This is a genomic window from Sphingobium sp. TKS (assembly GCF_001563265.1).
Classification (GTDB): Bacteria; Pseudomonadota; Alphaproteobacteria; order Sphingomonadales; family Sphingomonadaceae; genus Sphingobium.
The window spans coordinates 430908-449721 of the sequence record NZ_CP005083.1; the positions used below are offsets into that span (position 1 = coordinate 430908).

Annotated in this window: 19 protein-coding genes and 4 pseudogenes; 7 read left to right on the plus strand and 16 right to left on the minus strand. The window is 63.4% G+C overall.

Annotation, left to right across the window (positions count from 1 at the left end; genetic code table 11):
• Positions 1–10: 10 nt before the first annotated feature.
• The 4 genes from K426_RS02185 to K426_RS02200 form a co-directional block, all read right to left on the minus strand.
• Positions 11–616, minus strand: coding sequence for a glutathione S-transferase family protein (locus K426_RS02185; RefSeq protein ID WP_066553286.1), 606 nt, complete (start codon positions 614–616; stop codon positions 11–13).
• 39 nt (positions 617–655) lie between these two features.
• A complete protein-coding gene (locus K426_RS02190; protein ID WP_066553288.1) occupies positions 656–1015 on the minus strand; it encodes a sodium:solute symporter family transporter in 360 nt (119 codons plus the stop codon).
• A 165-nt stretch (positions 1016–1180) separates the two neighbouring features.
• The gene (locus K426_RS02195; RefSeq protein ID WP_066553291.1) at positions 1181–2728 is read right to left on the minus strand and encodes an IS91-like element ISPps1 family transposase; all 1548 of its coding nucleotides are present in this window, start codon (positions 2726–2728) and stop codon (positions 1181–1183) included.
• Between the two features lie 108 nt (positions 2729–2836).
• Complete coding sequence (locus K426_RS02200) at positions 2837–3274, minus strand: hypothetical protein (RefSeq protein ID WP_066553293.1); 438 nt, start codon at positions 3272–3274, stop codon at positions 2837–2839.
• Between the two features lie 120 nt (positions 3275–3394).
• Between K426_RS02200 and K426_RS02205 the strand changes: the two are divergent.
• A pseudogene (locus tag K426_RS02205) lies at positions 3395–3711 on the plus strand (transposase); the annotation flags it as partial.
• 35 nt (positions 3712–3746) lie between these two features.
• On the opposite strand, the pseudogene K426_RS32925 reads toward K426_RS02205, so the two are convergent.
• The 10 genes and pseudogenes from K426_RS32925 to K426_RS32995 form a co-directional block, all read right to left on the minus strand.
• Positions 3747–4163, minus strand: a pseudogene (locus tag K426_RS32925) (peroxiredoxin family protein); the annotation flags it as partial.
• A 161-nt stretch (positions 4164–4324) separates the two neighbouring features.
• Positions 4325–4567 carry a hypothetical protein gene (locus K426_RS02210; RefSeq protein ID WP_021225953.1) on the minus strand — a complete coding sequence of 81 codons (243 nt, stop codon included), beginning with the start codon at positions 4565–4567 and terminating at the stop codon, positions 4325–4327.
• A complete protein-coding gene (locus K426_RS02215; protein WP_020820182.1) occupies positions 4564–5229 on the minus strand; it encodes a 3-oxoacid CoA-transferase subunit B in 666 nt (221 codons plus the stop codon). The genes K426_RS02210 and K426_RS02215 overlap by 4 nt, the downstream gene beginning before the upstream one ends.
• Before the next feature lie 4 nt (positions 5230–5233).
• Entirely contained in the window at positions 5234–5932 is a 699-nt protein-coding gene (locus K426_RS02220; protein WP_020820183.1) for a 3-oxoacid CoA-transferase subunit A, read from the minus strand.
• Positions 5932–6633 carry a dienelactone hydrolase family protein gene (locus K426_RS02225; RefSeq protein ID WP_020820184.1) on the minus strand — a complete coding sequence of 234 codons (702 nt, stop codon included), beginning with the start codon at positions 6631–6633 and terminating at the stop codon, positions 5932–5934. Before K426_RS02225 ends, K426_RS02220 begins: the two co-directional genes overlap by 1 nt.
• On the minus strand, positions 6630–7769 hold the full coding sequence (locus tag K426_RS02230; RefSeq protein WP_157838174.1) for a muconate/chloromuconate family cycloisomerase: 1140 nt from the start codon (positions 7767–7769) through the stop codon (positions 6630–6632). The genes K426_RS02225 and K426_RS02230 overlap by 4 nt, the downstream gene beginning before the upstream one ends.
• 11 nt (positions 7770–7780) lie before the next feature.
• A complete protein-coding gene (locus K426_RS02235; protein ID WP_020820186.1) occupies positions 7781–8854 on the minus strand; it encodes a maleylacetate reductase in 1074 nt (357 codons plus the stop codon).
• An 11-nt stretch (positions 8855–8865) separates the two neighbouring features.
• Entirely contained in the window at positions 8866–9201 is a 336-nt protein-coding gene (locus tag K426_RS02240; RefSeq protein ID WP_020820187.1) for a YciI family protein, read from the minus strand.
• A complete protein-coding gene (locus tag K426_RS32335) occupies positions 9201–9371 on the minus strand; it encodes a hypothetical protein (protein ID WP_237229891.1) in 171 nt (56 codons plus the stop codon). The genes K426_RS02240 and K426_RS32335 overlap by 1 nt, the downstream gene beginning before the upstream one ends.
• A gap of 71 nt (positions 9372–9442) precedes the next feature.
• Positions 9443–9757: pseudogene (locus K426_RS32995) on the minus strand (MarR family transcriptional regulator); the annotation flags it as partial.
• A gap of 141 nt (positions 9758–9898) precedes the next feature.
• On the opposite strand from K426_RS32995, the gene K426_RS02245 reads away from it, so the two are divergent.
• The 5 genes from K426_RS02245 to K426_RS02265 are packed head-to-tail and all read left to right on the plus strand — an operon-like array spanning position 9899 to position 13951.
• On the plus strand, positions 9899–10531 hold the full coding sequence (locus tag K426_RS02245) for a glutathione S-transferase family protein (RefSeq protein WP_020820189.1): 633 nt from the start codon (positions 9899–9901) through the stop codon (positions 10529–10531).
• Positions 10528–11142, plus strand: coding sequence for a glutathione S-transferase family protein (locus K426_RS02250; protein ID WP_020820190.1), 615 nt, complete (start codon positions 10528–10530; stop codon positions 11140–11142). Before K426_RS02245 ends, K426_RS02250 begins: the two co-directional genes overlap by 4 nt.
• A 41-nt stretch (positions 11143–11183) precedes the next feature.
• Complete coding sequence (locus K426_RS02255; protein WP_020820191.1) at positions 11184–12152, plus strand: Bug family tripartite tricarboxylate transporter substrate binding protein; 969 nt, start codon at positions 11184–11186, stop codon at positions 12150–12152.
• 6 nt (positions 12153–12158) lie between these two features.
• Entirely contained in the window at positions 12159–12797 is a 639-nt protein-coding gene (locus K426_RS02260; RefSeq protein ID WP_020820192.1) for a glutathione S-transferase N-terminal domain-containing protein, read from the plus strand.
• Positions 12794–13951, plus strand: a complete 1158-nt coding sequence (locus K426_RS02265; protein ID WP_062121849.1) for an FAD-dependent oxidoreductase — start codon at positions 12794–12796, stop codon at positions 13949–13951. The genes K426_RS02260 and K426_RS02265 overlap by 4 nt, the downstream gene beginning before the upstream one ends.
• A 4-nt stretch (positions 13952–13955) precedes the next feature.
• Here the strand turns inward: K426_RS02265 and K426_RS02270 are convergent, their stop codons facing one another.
• On the minus strand, positions 13956–14888 hold the full coding sequence (locus tag K426_RS02270; protein ID WP_443018205.1) for a hypothetical protein: 933 nt from the start codon (positions 14886–14888) through the stop codon (positions 13956–13958).
• 185 nt (positions 14889–15073) lie between these two features.
• The gene (locus tag K426_RS02275) at positions 15074–15775 is read right to left on the minus strand and encodes a recombinase family protein (RefSeq protein ID WP_372587600.1); all 702 of its coding nucleotides are present in this window, start codon (positions 15773–15775) and stop codon (positions 15074–15076) included.
• 69 nt (positions 15776–15844) lie between these two features.
• Between K426_RS02275 and K426_RS33000 the strand changes: the two are divergent.
• Positions 15845–18813: pseudogene (locus K426_RS33000) on the plus strand (Tn3 family transposase).
• Position 18814: the final 1 nt, after the last annotated feature.

Here is an 18814-nt window from a genome sequence, read left to right on the forward strand (position 1 = left end):
CTAATCGGGTTCAGGTCAGCGCTATCGCCACGTGCCGCTGATAACCGGCTTCGTCGGCCATCAGCGCCTGCCAGCGCTCCAGGTGGGGCATGGCCGGCCGCGGGATGTCCAGCTTGAGCCAGCGGTACGAAAAGCAGGCGTTCGCGATATCCGCAATGGTGAAGTGGTCGCCGGCCAGGTATTCGTGCCGCGCCAGCAAACCATCGAGCATGCCGAAGGCGTCGGCCAATTGCTTGACCGCCTCGTCGAAGGCGGGATGCGCCACCCCGCGCACCACGGCCTGATAAACAATGCGCATAGGATTGCCGAGCGCGCCCTGCTGCCAGTCGAGCAGGCAATCCACGCGGGTACGCGCCGGCGAGGCCTGCGGATAGAGATCATGGCGCGATTCGCGGTCGGCCAGGTGGCGCAAGATCGTGTTCGACTCCCAGACGGCCAGCTCGCCGTCGACCAGCGTGGGCACCTTGCGGGCCGGATTGAGCGCCAGGTAGCCCTCGGGGAAACCGAAAGGCCCGCCGGCGTCGACGCGTTCGAACGCGGTTCCGGTTTCATCCAGCATCCACAGCACTTTCTGCACGTTCACCGAGTTGACGCGCCCATACAGCACGAGTCCCATATAAACCTCCTTGGTTGATGCGGCCTGTATACGGCCAAGTCAAATCGCCATCTGTTGGGCACCCTGTTTCGCCGGCGGCGCCGTGAGCAGCGACACCGCGAAGGCCACAACGAACGAGAGCGGTATCGTCACGATCGCGGGATTGCGCAGCGGGAAAAGCACGTCCTGCGGGTTGTGGAATATGTCCGCCTGCACGGTCGGGGAAAACCATATCAGCGCGACCGAACCGATGGCGCCCGTCAGGATGCTGGCCACCGCGCCGGCGCTCGTCAGGCGCGGCCAGAACAGGGCCAGCGTCAGCGAAGGCAGATTCGCCGAACCGGCGATCGAGAACGCCAGCGCGGTCAGGAAGACGACGTTCTGTCCTTGCATGAGCACGGATAGGAAATTCAACCGCATGAGGCCAAGTATGGCACGAGTTTTGGGCCTCGAAACACGTTCGGCCAAGGAAGGTTGAGCGCTCGCTTGCCGCTCAATGGCAAGAGCTTGGGAGGCAGTATGCATTTGGGCCTGGCGCGCGTGCAGCTGCTTCCCCGCAGCGATGGATACCGCCGCTTCACTGGGTCACCAATTGACGCGCTGGTCTACCTCGTCGGGTTGAGCTGCCAGATCCCAATCCGGCTCGCCTTGCGCACCATCATCCACCGGCGCGTCGCAGCCCTCCCACAGCGGTGGCCCGCGTGCCGGGGTGATGTGCGGGGGGGCAGACTCCACCCCGATGTGGTTCAGGATGTGGCGGATTTCGGCGCTGTGGGTGATGAAGGCAATGATGCGCATCTGCCCACCGCACATGGGGCACAGCAGCGGAAATGCCTCGTAGATGCGGGCAATCAGCACCGCCCACAAGTAATGCGCCGCTCGCTTCGGGCGTGCTTCAGGTTCGGGTGTGGGTGTGGCCGCGTTGCCCGGCGCCGCCACCCCAGGTACGCCCGCGCCAGGTTGTGCAGTCTCCACCGTGGCTGGTTGCGACGCAGCAGGCTGAGCCAGCGCCGTTACCGCCGCTCTCAGCGGCGAGTTTGGTGCCAGCACACCAAAGTAGCGGTGCCGGTGGGTGCGTGGCGGTGGCACCAGCGCGGCGATGCGGTCGATCAGTTCCAGCGGTGTGAGGTGCAGCTCATCTGCCTTGGCACCACGCTTGTCACTGGTGGGCTCGCTGCGCTGTTTGGCACAGCGGTACACCAGTTTGCTTCCCTCTTTGCGTAGGCGCTCCATGGAAAACGGTGGACGCGCGCAATAGCGCAGCAGCCGCTCCAGCGCAGCGCGGTCGTGAACTTCGATGCAGACACCGGCGTCCACCGAGAAGCCGCTGTGTTTGTAGCCCAGCATGTCTTTGGCGTCACAGTTCTCCAGCAGGCCCCGAGCAACGAAGGCGCGCAGGATGCGTTTTTGCAGTGTGGTCTGCACTGGGGCCACGGTAGCCGCATCGATGCCGGTGGCCGCGTGAAAGATGACACCCGGCGATGAGATTCGAGGGGTCGCATCAGCATCGCCCTCGCCCTCCACTTCCTCAAACACCCCGTCCACCACACAAACGTGGAAGTGGACGTGTTCATTGAGGCTGGAGCCGAATCGGTGAATGAAGGCGATGGCACCGATGTGCAGGCCTGCCTTGTCCATATGGGCCGCACCGGGGCTGTGGGTCTGCAGAGTTTGTGCGATCACCCGCAGAAAGATGCGCAGCACCATGCTCAGCACCGCTCCGTCGCGCTGCATGAAGTAACGAAGCCGCTTGGGAACCGACAGCACCCACTGGCGCACCGGCAGGCGGGGGAATACGTGATCGTTCAGGTGCGCTGCTGTCTCCACCATGCGCCGGGTGGTGCACGAGGGGCAGACTCCCCGGCCTTTGCAGGAGAAGGCTACAAAGTAGTCGTGCCCACAGTCGCCGCAGCGAGCGCGGGCAAAGCCATGGGCAAAGATGCCGCACTCAAGATACTTGGCAAACGCTTTGCGCACGAAGGGCTTGGGGGTGTGGTGGTCGCCCTGGCCGTCGAACTGACCCGCGCTGGCCAACTCTAGCCAGGTCTCGTAGTGCTCGGCTACCGTTTGGTAGAGCAGCGTGCGTTCGGGGTGGCGTGGGTTGTAGAGCTTGGGCTTGGAAGTGGCTGACATGAATACTGTACAAATGCACAGTATTCTGCGGCGATTGTTTGGGTACGCAAAGCACAAGGCCCGAACCGTCGCCAGTTCGGGCCTTGGCAGGGTAGCTTGGCTGCGGACTTACTTGCGCGCAGGCGGCACATCCGTGCAACTGCCGTGGGCAATCTCCGCCGCCATGCCGATGCTCTCGCCCAGCGTGGGGTGCGGGTGGATGGTCTTGCCGATGTCCACCGCGTCGGCGCCCATCTCGATGGCCAGGGCGATCTCGCCGATCATGTCGCCGGCGTGCGTGCCGACGATGCCGCCGCCCAGGATGCGGCCGTGGCCGTGCGCCTCGGGGCTGTCGTCGAACAGCAGCTTGGTAAAGCCTTCGTCGCGCCCGTTGGCGATGGCGCGGCCGCTGGCCGCCCAGGGGAAGCGGTGCGCGATCCGTCGGGGCGGGAAATTGCGCGCGGGCTGGCCAACTATGCGAGCGCGGAAGCCCGGCTGTTGTGCCGCAAACCGTCTTCCGAGGTTGAAAAGCTGCTCGGTTATGTCGCGGAGTCGGAGATGGTGCACCGCGACAACCTGGTGCTTACAGCGGGCTGATGCGCCCTTGTTAAGTCATGGGGTGCTGAGGTTGCCCCTGAAAAGTGGAGTTCTTAACCCTTGTTGAAAATACCGACAAGGAGTTCAGAGATGAGTGACAAGCAGGTGCGTGCGCAGTACACGCGAGAGTTCAAGCAGGAGGCCGTTCGGCAGGTCCGCTCGGGTCAGGCGATTGCGGTGGTGGCCAAGGTACTGGGCATCCCCAAATCGAGCCTGGGCAACTGGGTGCGGCTGTCAGCCAAGGGAGAATTGGACGGTGCGGGCGGTGGTGACAAGGGCATCCAAGTCTCGCCCGAGCAGATGGAGATAGCCCGGTTGCGTGCAGAGAATGCTCGCCTTCGCATGGAGCGCGACATCGCAAAAAAAGCCGCGGCGTACTTCGCGCAGGACACGCTGCGAGGTACGCCTGATAGACCAGCCCGAATTGGCGAGCCACGTCATTGCCCAGATCGCTCAGGACGTTAAACGTCAACGCCTCGCGCTCCGCGGTTGACAGTGATGCGTCCGGAAGCTGAGGTGAGATGGCCAGCATGCTTGCGCCAAAGGATGCCAACTCGGGCAGCAAGGCCTGGTAGGACCGCAGTTGGAGGTTGCAGTACGGACACCAGCCACCTCGATAGAAGGTCACCACCACAGGACCTTGCTTGAGAGCAGCGGACAGCGACACCGTGCCGCCTTGGGCGTCCGGCAACGAAAAGTCGGGGGCCCTGTCTCCCTCCTTCAGCGCAGCGTGCCTCGCAAAGGTCGATCGCAGTTCCTCGATCCTGGACTCATAGAGCGCGACCCGGCCGGCTGGAGCGGTGCGGGCGAACTCCTTTCGCAATTCTTGCAGTTGTCGATCAAGATCAATAACGGCCACTTGGATCTCCCTTCGAGCAAGGCAGTCGCGGCGGGGATCGCAGCGGACTCCCGTTATTTTATATCAGTCGATAAAAAATGGCTTGTGTCAAGCGTTTTGCCTGAATGCAGGTCGCATCAGGCATAGTCGTGACTGAAATTGCCGGACTCTTCATGCGCTTTTCAGGTGTCACTGCTTCGCGCGGCGCGCGATTTGCGCATGGTGGCAAGAAAGGGAAAGAGAGCAATCACCATCACACAGGCACCTGCATAGCCGCAGGCCAGCCGGTGCGCGATGGACCCCGCGCTGCTGCCTTCCAACAGTCCGTTGGTCACCGCTCCGGCCGTTGAGGTCAGTAGACAACCGAACAGGCTAAAGGGGACGATGTCCGCGCCTCGACGCCATTTTGCGGCCAGCCACTTCAATCTCTGCTCCCCCCGGCATTTCCATCCAGCAGCTCAAGGCCGGTCATGTCGCACAAAGCGTGCAGGCTCAAACCTTCGACGATGTCGCTTGCGGTCATGCCGTAGGGTGTGCGGGTGAAGGTGGCCAAGTCCGTGTAGACGCGACCGACACAGGCCAAGCCCGTGAGCGGATAAGTGCATGCCTTGACTAGTTTGCTCTGCCCCGACCGGGTCAGCAGATCCATCATCACCCACGTTTGCCTAGCGCCCGTAGCAAGGTCCATGGCGCCCCCCACGGCAGGGATGTCCTCCGGATTGCCGGTGTGCCAGTTCGCAAGGTCGCCGAATTGGCTGACCTGAAATGCGCCCAGCACGCAAATGTCGAGATGGCCGCCGCGCATCATGGCAAAGCTGTCTGCGTGGTGGAAGTAAGAGCCTCCAGCTAGAAGTGTGACTGGTTGCTTGCCAGCGTTTATGAGGTCGTAGTCTTCCTCGCCCGATTCTGGGGCTGGTCCCATGCCCAGTATGCCGTTCTCGCTGTGCAGCACGATACCAGCGCCCTCCGGCAGGTAGTTGGCAATCAGCGTGGGCATGCCGATGCCCAGGTTCACATAGGAATTGTCCGGAATGTCGCGGGCGATTAGGGACGCCAGTTCAGCCTTGTCACGGCTTCGGTAGTTCATTGCCTCATGCCCCCTTGAATCCGCCGGCGCCGGTGGCCGCGCGCGGCACCTGCACCAGTGACTTGACGAAGATGCCAGGCGTGACCACGGTCTCCGGGTCCATGTCACCAGCCGCCAGCACCTCATGGACCGAGGCGACGGTGCGCCGGGCCGCCGTCGCCATGATGGGACCGAAGTTCCTGGCGGCTTTCCGGTAGGTGAGGTTGCCCCAGGCGTCGCCGCGTTCGGCCTTGATGAGCGCCAGGTCCGCGTGGATGGGCAACTCCAGCACGTACATCCTTCCCGCGATCTCGCGCGTCTCTTTGCCCTGCGCGAGCTTCGTGCCGTAGCCCACCGGCGTGAAGAAGCCGCCTATGCCGGCGCCTGCGGCGCGTATGCGTTCGACTAGATTGCCTTGCGGCACCAGCTCCAGCTCGATGCGGCGCTGCCGGTACAGCGCATCGAAGATTTGGCTGTCGGCTTGCCGCGGGAAGCTGCAGATTATCTTGCGCACGCGGCCGGCCTTGAGCAGCGCGGCCAAGCCGCTGTCACCATTGCCAGCGTTGTTATTGACAACCACTAATTCCCTAGCACCGGTGGCGATCAGTCCTCCTATCAGTTCATTGGGGATGCCGGCGGTGCCGAAACCGCCGACCATCACGACCGATGCGTCGGCTACGGGGCCGATCGCCTCGGCCACCGTACTTGCGATCTTGCCGGCCATCAAGTACCTTGGTGCCGATTCAGAAAGGCGACGGCGCGCGTAAACGCCGATTCCGCGGCGCGCGGCGAGTAGCCGAAGGAGCGAACCGAGTTGAAAAAGCCGTGCCCGGCTCCCGCATACAGATGCAGCTCGTTGGTCTCGCTGCTCGAGAGCGCGCTTGTAAGGACATCGAGCACTGGAGGCGGTATGTGCGCGTCGTCGTCGCCAACGTGGACCTGCGTGGGACACTTTAGCGTAATCAGTTGTTCTTGGTAGTCGTTAACACGCACCGGATAAAAGGACACGCTCGCGAGGATGCCGCCTTGGGCCGCCAACAGTAACGCGTATTTGCCTCCTAGGCAAAAACCTAATACGCTAATTTCTCCGTTGCAGCGTGGATCAGCCGCCAGTGCATTGATGGCAGCGCGGCTGTCCGCCAGCGCCACAGAGTCGTCCATCTTTTGCCAGATGGCGATCGCGCGTTCGCGGTCCGCTTCCGTGTAGCCCAGCTCAACGCGCGACTCTACTTGGCTGAATAGGTCGGGTGCCAGCACCGCGAACCCTGCCTGCGAGAACTGGTCTGCCGCCAGGCGCATCGCGCCGTTGATGCCGAAAATCTCAGGCAGCAGCACGATGCCGGGCCGGGCCTGACCAGGCTGCGCAGTGATGTAGCCATCCATGGGGCCGTGCGAGGTGTCGATGGAATAATTGAAATTAGTCATGTCTTGCGGGTGTAGAAATTGATCTTGTCGTGGTCGGGCTGTACGCCCAGGCCGATGCCGCCCGGTACCACAACCTCAAAGTCGCGGTATCGTGTGGGCTCAGTGGCCAGGTCATCGGCCAGCAGGAGCGGGCCGATGAGTTCGCAGTCCCAGTCTAGCGCCGGCAGCGCGCTGAACAGTTGCAGGGCGGCGGCCGTGCCTAGGGAACTTTCCAGCGCCATACCGCCATAGATGGGAATGCCGGCGGCCTCGGCCACCGCAGCAGCCTTGTAGGCGCGACGAATGCCGCCGCCCTTGCCGATCTTCACTCCGTACAGTCCGGTGGCGCCCGACTTGAAGGAGGCGTATGCATCGTGGAAATCCCACAAACCTTCATCGGCCACCACCGCCATCCGTAGGCGCAACGACAGCGCCGCCATGCCGTCACGGTTCCAGTGAGGCAGCGGCTGCTCGACCATGGCGATGCCTGCGTCTTCGAACTGCGGCAGGTAGCGCGCGCATGTCGCTATATCCCAAGCTTGGTTCAGGTCGACCGTCACAACCGCGTGCGCAGCGATATCATGGATCGCCCGCGCAGTACGCATGACTCTACGAGATTCAGTCTCAGGACCTTCGAACCCCATCTTGATCTTGAACGTCTTATGGCGGCGCTCCTGCAGCATGCGGGCCGCATCGTCGATGTCTGCGGCCGCGTCGCCCGAGACCAATGCCCACAGCACGGGCATGGAACCGCGCACCTGGCCGCCGTAAAGCGCGCTGACGGGAATCCCCAGCAGGCGCCCCACGGCGTCGTGCACGGCCACGTCTACGGCCGCCTTGGCGAAGTGGTTGCCGGCCGCCGCCCGGTCCATGGTCTTGAGCACCTGCTCATGGGCGAACACGTTTACACCCCGCAGCGCCGGCGCCAAGTAGCGGTCGATCACACACTTGATTGTTTCGCAGGATTCGCCGCCCCAGAAGGCGGTGCCTGCGGGCGTGCCACCTTCTCCGTGTGCGACTGCGCCGCCCGAAGTGCGCAGCGTCAGGAACACTAGCGACTGCTGAGCATGCGAGGCATTGGAGTGATTGTGGGTCTTTTTCAGCGGGACATCGACGATGCGTGTTTCGATGGCCTCAATAGTTTCGTTCTGCGGCACGCGAGAATTCATCACAGGTAGGTAGAGTGGTCTGGGCGCAGGCCTGACCATGCATTGGTCAGCAACCTGCGGATGAGGCCTGCGTCTAGAGGGCGAGGGTTGGCATAGGGCTTGGACATGACCAGATCGGTAACCTTGTCGATGTCTGATTCCCGCATGCCGATGTCGCGCAGCGCAACCGGCACATCACAGCTGCTGGCGATATCGTGGATGCGTCCAGCAATGCCACCGCCGCCCATGGCGCGCTTGATGACATCCACAGCATCGCGCACACTGGGCGCGTTGTAGGCGATTGCGTGCGGCAGCACGATGGTGTGCGTCTCGGCGTGTGGCAGGTTAAGCGCGCCGCCGAGCGTGTGACACAGTTTGTGATGCAAGCCCATGGAGGTGGACGCAAGGCACATGGCGCTCATCCAGGAGCCGTACAGTGCCTGACCGCGCACTTCAGGATCGGCCGCGCCTGTGCGCAGCGCCGGCAGGCTGCGATATAGAGCGGCGATACCGGCTTCAGCCATCTGGGCGACCACCGGGTTGGTGTCGCTGGCATAAAGCGCCTCCACGGCATGTGCCATGGCATTAATGCCGCTGGCGACCGACATGGCCAGTGGCAGCGAGTAAGTCAGTTCGACGTCGTAGATGACGGTTTCGGGCAGGACCCTGGGGCTGCGCTGCGTCGTTTTTATGCCGCTTTCGGTCTGCCCGAGTATGGGCGTCATCTCCGAGCCTGCGTAGGTGGTGGGAATTACCAGTTGGGGCAGGTCAGTATGCAGCGCGATGGCCTTGGACAGGCCGATGGCCGAACCGCCCCCAATTGCGACGATTCCGTCCACGCCCAGCCTAGCAACCTCCGTCAGCGCTTCCTGCGTGAGCTCGGTGGGCGTGTGCATGGCCGCGCGCGTGAAAGCGCCGGCGCAAGCGCCGCCCAGCTGCTCGCGCAGGAGTTGCGCGTGGGCGGCCTGGGGCGCGCTGGCAACAACCATCGCTCGGCGGCAACCCAGCTTGTCCAGCTCGCTGCCCAATTCCGAGATAGTCCCGCGGCCAAAGCGCACGCGCGACGGGAGGCTTTGGTAGGTGAAGTTCAGCATGGTTGCAGCTTTCAGGCCACCGAGCTCGCGTAGAGCGGGCTGTCGTCCGTCGGGATGTTGAACTGACCGTCGAACACAGCCTTGATCCAGGGCTGAATGGTGACAAAGGCACGCAGTCCCGCCTTGGTGAAGGGGTCGTTGTCTACGAAGGCACGAGCTTCCTCCATGCTGGCGACTGAGATCACATAGCTGCCGCCCTTGACAGCCTTGCCGTCGTCGGTAAATGTCGCGCCGGCAGCCAGCACTTGGGAGGAGCGCGCCTCCATGTATTTGCGGTGCTCAGACACCACGGCCTGGCGCCTGGCGGCGGTGCCAGGCAGATCTTGGAAAAAAATCGCTACGTACATTAGACAGTCTCCTTCTTCTTGCGTGTCTTGCTGAGGGTGGATGTTTCTGCGGGCACATTGCCCGCCGTCGTGGATTCGGGGATCGACTCGGCCAGCACCTTGAGCAGGGCGCGCAGCGCGCCCATTTCGACTTCTCCCATGCTCTGGGCCCATTCGGCCTCGATCGCCAAGCGATCTCTATCGCGCGCGACTGCATCTGCATGCCGCGGGCGGACAGGCGCACTAGCTTGGCCCGCCGGTCCGTCGCGCTCTGCGCGGCTTCCAGGTAGCCGGCTCCCAGCAGCGAATCGACCAAGAAGCCCATGCTTTGCTTGGCCATGCCAGCGCGCCGGGCCAGATCAGACACGGAGGCGCCGGCCAGCGGCAGGTGCCTGAACACAGCGCCATGCGCTTCACGAACGTCGGGATAGCTGACGGCCAGCGCCGTGTAGACGCGCGCTGCCAGTGCTTCGAACGGCGTGCGTAGCAAAGTGCCAAGCGTGCCGGCCAAGGCGCCCATGGTGGCATCTGGTTTGGCGGGCTTCCAGGGCGAATAGGTTTCGGTGGACTTTTTCATAATTTTCCGTGAATCAATATGGACATATTATCTGCCTAAAAGAAGTGATGTCAAGTTCATTATTCGGGTTATTACTGACGAAATACCAATTCACAAAGACAAAAAGACTGTCTAATATAGCCAGACATTCTGTCTAAAACTATGATCAAACTGCACACATGGACAACGCCCAACGGGCGAAAGGTATCGATCGCGCTGGAAGAGCTGGGGCTGGAGTACGAAGTCGTGCCGGTGGACCTGTCAAAGGACGAGCAGCTTTCACCCGCATTCCTGCAGCTCAATCCCAACAACAAGATTCCCGTGATCGAGGACAGTCAGGGCCCCGGCGGGCGGCCGCTGGTGCTGTTCGAGTCGGGCGCGATCCTGATCTACTTGGCGGAGAAGACTGGCAAGCTGCTCCCTGCCAGTGCCCAGGATCGCTACCTGGCACTGCAGTGGCTTATGTTCCAGATGGGTGGGGTCGGTCCCATGTTCGGCCAGACCCATCACTTCCGCCGCTTTGCATCGGGTGAAGCTTATCCTCTCAAGCGCTTCTCGAATGAGACGCATCGCCTCTACCGAGTGCTAGAGGGGCAGCTGCGGACCCACCGCTACCTGGCGGGCAGCGAATACGGCATTGCCGACATCGCCATCTATCCCTGGGTGGACCGCTTCGAACTGCACGACATCTCATGGGACAGTCTGCCCAGCGTTAAGCGCTGGTTCGACGAGGTGGGCGCACGGCCTGCCGTGCAGCGCGGCATGAGCATTCCCCACACCAGGAGGCCCGCATGAAAGTTCTCGGCCGGTTGAGTTCGCACAATGTGCAGAAGGTGATGTGGTGCGCAGCGGAACTCGGCATTGCCGTGGAGCGCACCGACGTAGGCGGCAAGTTTGGAGGCAACAAGGAAGACGCTTATCTGCGGCTCAATCCCAACGGCGTAGTGCCGACCCTGCTGGATGATGGCGTGGTTGTCTGGGAATCCAACACCATCCTGAGATATCTGTGCAATACGCATCCCACGAGCCTGTATCCCGCCGGTGCCGCGCAGAGATCTGAGGTCGAGCGCTGGATGGACTGGCAGCTGACAACCCTGGTGGCCGGCATGGTCCCGCTGTTCCAGTCGATCGTGCGCACACCTAAGGAGCAGCACCAGTCAGAGCTGATTGCGCGCCACCGGACCACGTCTGCGACCGCGATGCGGATCATTGAATCGGCTCTCGCGCAAAGGCAGTACCTGGCAGGCGATGAATTCACGCTGGCAGACATCTGCATTGGGCCTTCGGTGTACCGCTGGTTCGAGCTGCCTATCGAACGTGAGGACCTTCCTGCGCTCGCTCGCTGGTACGAGGCCGCCAGGGCCAGGCCGGCTTTCCGCGAACAAGTCATGGTGGGCCTCTCGTGAACTTGCGCCCAACTCACGTTCAACACTTCTGATCCCATCACATGAAAACTAATCGAATCCACCTGCTGCTGATCACCGCGTTCCTAGCCTCGGCGCAACTCGCAGCCGCGCAAACCTATCCGGACAAGCCGGTGCGCATCATCGTGCCCTTCGCCACGGGAACCGCCGGCGACACGATCTCGCGCCTGCTGGCCGACAGCATGTCCGGAAGCCTCAAGCAGCCTTTCATCGTGGAAAACCGCCCTGGCGCGGGCGGCAACGTCGGCAGTCAAGCAGCCGCGCGCAGCCCGGCCGACGGCTACACGATCCTAATGGCCGCAACACCCAACTTCGCGATCAACCAGACGCTATACAGCAAGGCGGCCGTGGGCTTCGATGCCGATGCAGACTTCAGGCCGCTGGGTTTGGCTATGTCCGCGCCCAATCTGATCGTGGCCAACAATGCGGTGCCATTCAAAGATTTCGCAGGCATGCTGGCCTACGCGCGAAAGAATCCTGGCCACCTGTCCTTCGGCTCCTACGCAGCCGGCAGCACCGGGCACCTAGCTGGCGCGATGATCAACGCGCAGGCGGGCATCGACCTGCTGCACATCGCCGCCAAGGATCCGCTGACTATGGTTGCCGGCGAACATATCCAGCTGGCGCTGGTCACCCCGACCGCCACGCTACCGCTGGTGCGCGCGGGACGTCTCAAGGCCCTAGCCGTGACCTCGACCAGGCGCCTGTCCAGCGCGCAGGACATCCCCACTGTCAGCGAGTCCGGCTTGACCGGCTTCGAGGCGACTGCTTGGTACGGCTATGTGGTGCCCAAGCGCACGCCCGATGCCATCGCACGCGTGCTGGAGACAGAGCTTGAGCGCGCGATCAATTCGCCCAGGGCCAAAGAGTTCGCCAGAACTTCGGGCAACGAGATCACATGGATGAACGCCGCCACCTTCGGCGCCTACGTCAAGCAGGAGCGTGCGAAGTGGGGCGACGCTGTACGCCGCTCAGGCGCGCAGCCCGACTAGGCTCCCATGCACACCCTTTACTACAGCCCGGGCGCCTGCTCGCTTGCATCGCACATCGCGCTGGCGGAATCGGGGCTGGCATACCGATTAACGGAAATCAACACCAAAAACGGTGACAACCGAACGCCCGACTACCTGCGCATCAATCGCTGGGGCAAGGTGCCCGCACTCCTGCTGGCCACGGGTGAAGTGATTACCGAGGGGCCCGCGATTCTGACGCACATCGCCGACTCCGCGCGTGGACGCGCACTGCTGCCGGAGCCGGGTACGGTGGCGCGCGCCAGGGCCATGGAATGGCTGGCCTTTTTGTCCAGCACTGTGCATCCGGCCTTTCGCAACATGTTCCGTGCTGAGCGCGTTGCCGGCGATTCGCCACAGGCTATAGATAGTGTGCGGGAGCATGGCATCGCCGCGCTCGGCGCAGCGCTGGAGGAGGCCGACCACCGTATCGGTGCATCGGACTTTTTGATCGGCGATGACTTCACCGTCTGTGACGGTTACCTCACTGTGTTCTACCTGTGGAGCCTGCGTGTGCCGCTGAAAGAACGGTTGCCTGCCGTCCCCAAATACGCTGCGGTCGCCCAGCAGGTTCTGTTGCGTCCTGCGGTCCAGGGCGTGTTGGCACTGGAGCGCATCAAGCCGTGACGAAGGATGTCTATGACTTTGACCTGTTCGTCATCGGAGCGGGCTCTGGCGGTGTCCGGGCCGCGCGCATGGCGGCGCAGCGCGGCGTGCGCGTGTGCGTGGCTGAAGCCGCTGCGCTAGGCGGCACATGCGTTAATGTCGGCTGCATCCCGAAGAAGCTTTATAGCTACGCTGCGCACTACGCCGATGCGTTCGAGGAGGCGCGTGGCTTTGGCTGGGTTACCGGCGCGCCGGTGCTGGACTGGGAGCGCCTGAAGGCTCGGCGCGCAGCTGAAGTCCTGCGTCTCAACGGCGTCTACCAGGGCCTGTTGGAAGGCGCGGGCGTGACGATCGTGCAGGGCTGGGCATCGCTGCTGGACGAGCACGCGGTCCAGGTGCAGACGCAGGGCGGTCGCCGCACCTTCACTGCACATCACATTCTTCTCGCCACGGGCGGCACACCCAGCGTGCCCGATATTCCCGGCAGCGAATACGCCGTCAGCTCCGACGCTATGTTTGATCTCGCGCGGTTCCCAAAACGCTTGGTGGTGGTGGGTGGCGGCTATATCGCCTGCGAGTTCGCTTCGATTTTCAACGGCTTGGGTGCGCGGGTGACGCAGCTGTGCCGCGGACCGCAGTTGCTGCGCGGCTTCGACGATGAGATCAGGGAGTTCATCGCGCAAGAAATGAGCAAGGCCGGCATAAATGTCCGGCGGGACACCCAGCTTAGCTCGATTTCCAGCACGACCGACGGGCTGGAGCTCACGCTTGCCGATGGAGGTAGGCTGCGGGCCGACACCGTGCTGTTCGCTACAGGCCGCGTGCCTAACGTCACCGGCTTGGGCCTGGAGGCACTTGGGGTCGCCCGGGGTAGGGACGGCGCGATCCTAGTCGATGAGGGCTACCGCAGCAGCCTTCACTCGGTGTACGCCCTGGGCGACGTAACCGCGCGGGTGCAACTTACACCCGTGGCGCTGGGCGAAGCGATGGTGCTGGTGGACCGGCTCTTCGGACCGGCACAACGCTTCATGAGCTACGACTATATTCCCACCGCTGTGTTTACGCATCCGAATATCGGAACTGTGGGGTTTGGCGAGGCGCAGGCGCGCGAGAAATTTGGCAGGGTCACGGTGTACCGGGGGTCCGGTGAGAGAATGTTCGAAAACGTACGCTAAGGGATCAGAGCGATTGCAGGGTGTGGAGCAGTTGGTATGAGGCCCGTTTGATTGCGCCATCGTAGCGGCCGAACGCGAACGCTGTCGCTTTCGCCTGTCTTTGGATCATGTCGGGATGCCGTTCGAAGGCTCGATCTACTGCAGCAAGCACATCGTCAGCACCTGATGCGACCTCTCCCAGATGCCAACCAGCGTACCTTGGATCGTCCTGCCAGTTAGCGCCATGCGCATTCACGAAAGCGACGGGCCGCGGCTTAGCGAGGAATTCGTAAAGCTGGCTCGACATGTCGCCCAGATAGATGTCGGCGGCCCGCGCATAGCTCATGTCGAACAGCTTGGGAGAATCCAGATCGACCGCGATGTGCTCTGGCACGGCAAGTTCCAGCCACCGCGCTCGCGCGATCGGATCGAGGTTTTCGAACGCGCGGACATGAGGGGCGAAGACCAAGTTGTACCGCTCCTGTTCGCGGAAACGGGCGATGACATCGCGAGCGATGCCGATCGATGATAGCGCGGGATCGAAATGGGTGTTGTAGAAGACGGTCGGGCGATCGTTGTCGAACAATCGCGGTCTGGCGGGCAAAGCCTGCAGGTAATCCATCTTTACATAGCTGACGGCCGAAAGCTTCTTATGGCCGAGGCCTTGCGCGACGGCCCGCTCGATGTCTTTCTGTCCGGGGACAAAAATGGCATCGAAGGCCCTCAGCTTCGCTTCGGAAGATGGCGCACGGTCGCCGGCACCGTGGCGGAAATGTACCAGCGGACGCTTCCATCCGAGCCATCGCAACGCCGCAGAGGTGCGCTCGGGAACGATGATGGCCTGGGTCTTGCGGGCCTGCCATCGGATCCGCGCCAGCAGGGGCCCCTTCGCCGCCGAGCGGCTGCCCGTTATGCGCGCTGCAATCCTGCCCGCCCAAGGCCAGGCGATCTGCGTCACGGTCATCGTGCTGGCTCTCATCGCCGCAGCCACTGCGCGCAAGGCGGCGGCGGTGCGGTCGTCGGCGCAGATGCAGCGGACCGTGATATCCGGATGGCTCAGGCTAAGTTCTGCGGCGACCGGCGCGAGATGCAGGACCTGATGCTCCCCTCCGATGAATACGAACGTGAGATTGTTCAAATTCGTCATGCCTTGATCGATGGGCGCGCTTTTCGAGCGAGAAGCTTCTGTCCGTCCGTCCTGATCTCTCCGTTCGGCGTAACATGCCGGTAGAGCGTCTGACGCGTGATGCCCAGCTCGGCGCACAGCTCGGCGACCTTGGTTTCGGGTTTGCCCATAGCCGCCTGGGCAAGCCGCAGTTTGGCGGGCGTCATCTTGAACGGGCGACCGCCATGTCGGCCGCGCGCACGTGCCGATTCCAGACCGGCGCGGGTGCGCTCGACGATCAACTCGCGCTCAAACTCGGCGAGGCCGGCAAAAATCGCAAAGATCAACCGACCGTTGGCGGTGGTGGTGTCGATCGACGCGCCTTCGCCGGCCAGCACCTTGAGGCCGATGCCACGCTTGGTCAGGTCGCCGACTGTGTTAACGAGGTGGCGCAGGTCGCGACCGAGGCGGTCGAGCTTCCATATGACCAGCGTGTCATCACGGCGCAGTGCCTTCAGGCAGGCATCCAGCCCCGGCCGCTTGTCGAGCCGGCCCGACGCGGCATCCTCATAGATATGCTCGGGATCGACGCCGGCCGCGACCAGCGCGTCGTGCTGAAGGTCGTGAACCTGGCTGCCATCCGCCTTGGACACTCGCGCGTAACCGAGCTGCGTTGTCACATATACGTCCGTCTGCGTGACGGAGCGGCATTGCCCGTCGATCAATCTGCATAATGTCACATAACCCGTCTCCTCGTCTATGCTCCATGAACAGGGCCACATCCCTGTTGCGTGACAAACAGGAAGCCGATGCCGTCCAGAACAATATTATCGCCTGCGCAGCGCGCTGTGATCTTCGATCCGCCTTCTGACAGCGCGACGATCGAGCGGCTCTTCACTCTCGGCCCCGATGACCTCGCGCAGGTAGCGCGTCGTCGGCGCAGAGCGAACCGGCTCGGCTATGCCGTGCAGCTCTGCTACCTGCGTCATCCGGGGCGTGCGCTGCTGCCGAGTGAAGCAGTGCCCGCCCTCATGCTGTCGCTGCTCGCCGACCAGATCGGTTGCCGGATCGACGACTTCGCCGACTATTCTGCCCGTGCGACGACGCTGCGCGAGCATCGCGCCGAGATCGAAGCGTATCTTGGTCTGCGCGCCTTTGACCGGATCGACGTACGATCGACGCTGGCACTGGGATCAGAGATCGCCACCTCGACCGATCGGGGCGAGGCGATCGTCGCCGGCATGGTCAATCGCCTGCGGCTCGACCGGATTGTTCTGCCTGCGGCATCGACGCTGGAACGGCTCGCCCTCATCGTGCGGGCCCATGCACGCAAGGCCGCCCATGCCGGACTGATCCGCGATTGCTCGGCCGATCAGGAAGCGGCACTCGAACGCCTGATCGCATCCGATGACAATGGTCGCACCCGTCTGGGATGGCTACGCGAATGGCCGGAAGCGCCATCGGCGTCGAACCTGAAGGGGATCGTCGAACGGCTCGACGCGGTGCGCGGCATCGGGATCGCAACCGATCGGGCACGACGTATCCATGCCGCCCGCTATGCCGTCATCGCCCGGACCGCCGGCATCGTCACTGCGCAACACCTCCGGCGTCTCGAACGCCCGCGCCGACTCGCGATGCTGGTCGCCTCCATGATCGAGATGGAGGCGGCGCTGACCGATGCCGCCTTGGTCATGGTCGAGAAGATGGTGGGGGCGCTGTTCCGCCGCGCCGACCGTACCCGGTCCGACCGGCTGCTCGGGCAGGCACGGATGCTGAAAGACACGGCGCGCTTTCATGTCCGGCTCGGCCGCTTGCTGGTCGATGCACGCGCGAGCGGACGCGACGCCTTTCGCACGATCGATGACCGGGTGGGCTGGGATCAGCTCGAACGCAGCATCCGCTTCGCCGAGGATCTGACGCGTGCGGCCGATGACGGTCTGGAGGAAGTGGTCGAACGCTACCCTGCCGTGCGGCGGTTCGCCCCGACCTTCCTCGCCGCCTTCACCTTCCGGACCGCGAGATCGGGCGATCCGCTGCTCGGCGCGATCGAGGCGCTGCGAACGATGTACCGCGACGGCCGATCGGTCCTGCCGAAGCGTGTGCCGACCAGCTTCATCAAGCCACGCTGGCACAAGGTCGTGCAGCCGGCCGAAGGGACAATCGACCGCCGCGCCTATGAGATCGCGGTGATCGTCCACCTGCGCGAACGGCTCGGATCAGGCAGCATCTGGGTAGATGGCAGCCGCGCCTATCGCACGCTGGACGATTACCTGCTGCCGGTGCCCGCCTTTGAGACGATGCGCACCGATAGCGATCTGCGCCTCGCCGTGCCGTCCCGTTTTCTCAATGGTATGAGGAACGGCGCGCGATGCTGACCCAGCGCATGACCGAGGTGGAGCGCGCAGCCGCGGCCGGCGAACTGGTCGACGTAACGATCGAGCGCGGGCAGTTGTTGATCTCGCCGATCCGGCGATCTCCGTCCGACGATGCCGAGGCGCTGAAGGCCCGGCTCTACGCGATGCTGCCGCGTGTCCGCATTACGGACCTGCTGGTTGAGGTCGCCGCGTGGTCGGGCTTTGCCGACCGTTTCGTTCATGCCCGCAGTGGCGAGCCGGCCTCTGACCAGTCCGCGCTGATGGGGTCGATCCTCGCCGATGCGACCAATCTCGGCCTCGGGCGCATGGCGGAAAGCTCGCGTGGGCTGACATTGTCACGCCTGCGCTGGACTGCGGAATGGCATGTGCGCGATGAAACGTACCTGTCGGCGCTGGCGGCGATCGTAGACTGCCACACCGCGCATCCGCTCGCCCAGGTCTGGGGACCGGGCGACACATCGTCCTCGGACGGGCAGTTCTTCCGCGCCGGCGGTCAGGGCGAGGCGCGCGCCGATCGCAACGCCCGCTACGGCAGCGAACCCGGCGTGCTGTTCTACACCCACGTCACCGACCGCTTCACGCCGTTCCATACCAAGGTCATAGCCGCCAATGCTGGCGAGGCCGCGCATGTCCTCGACGGCCTGCTCGATCATGAGAGTGAACTGGTGATCCGCGAACATGCGACCGATACCGCCGGGGCGGTCGATCATGTCTTCGGCTTGTGCCATCTGCTCGGCTTCCGCTTCGCACCGCGTATTCGCGACCTCAACGAACGCCGCCTGTATAGCCTGTCGTCGCTCGATCCTTGGCCGACGCTGCGCCAACTTGTCGCGGGCCCGGTCAACGTTCGCGCGATCGAAGAGGATTGGGACGAGACGCTGCGGCTCGCCGCCTCGATCCGCGCCGGCACCGTCAGTGCCTCGGTCATGCTGCGCAAGCTGGCGGGTTTCCCGCGTCAAAACCCCGTCGCCCGCGCGCTGCGTGAGATCGGGCGGATTGAGCGCACACTGTTCATGCTCGACTGGTTCGACGATCCCGAACAGCGGCGTCGCACCGGCAGCATCCTCAACAAGGGTGAGGCCCGCAACGCGCTCGCCCGCGCCATCTTCTTCAACCGCCTCGGCGAACTGCGCGACCGCACCTTCGAGAACCAGCGCCATCGTGCCTCTGGCCTGACCCTGCTCACCGCGGCCGTCACGCTCTGGAACACCGTCTATCTCGACCGCGCCGTCCGGCATTTGCGCGCCAGCGGTGTCGAGGTGCTGGACGAACTGCTTGCCCATGTCGCGCCATTGGGCTGGGAGCATATCGGCCTCACTGGCGACTATCTGTGGAGCGAGATGGACAAGCCCCGCGAGCGGTTCAGGCCGCTCCGCCTCCATCGGAACGGTCGGGATGCTTAGC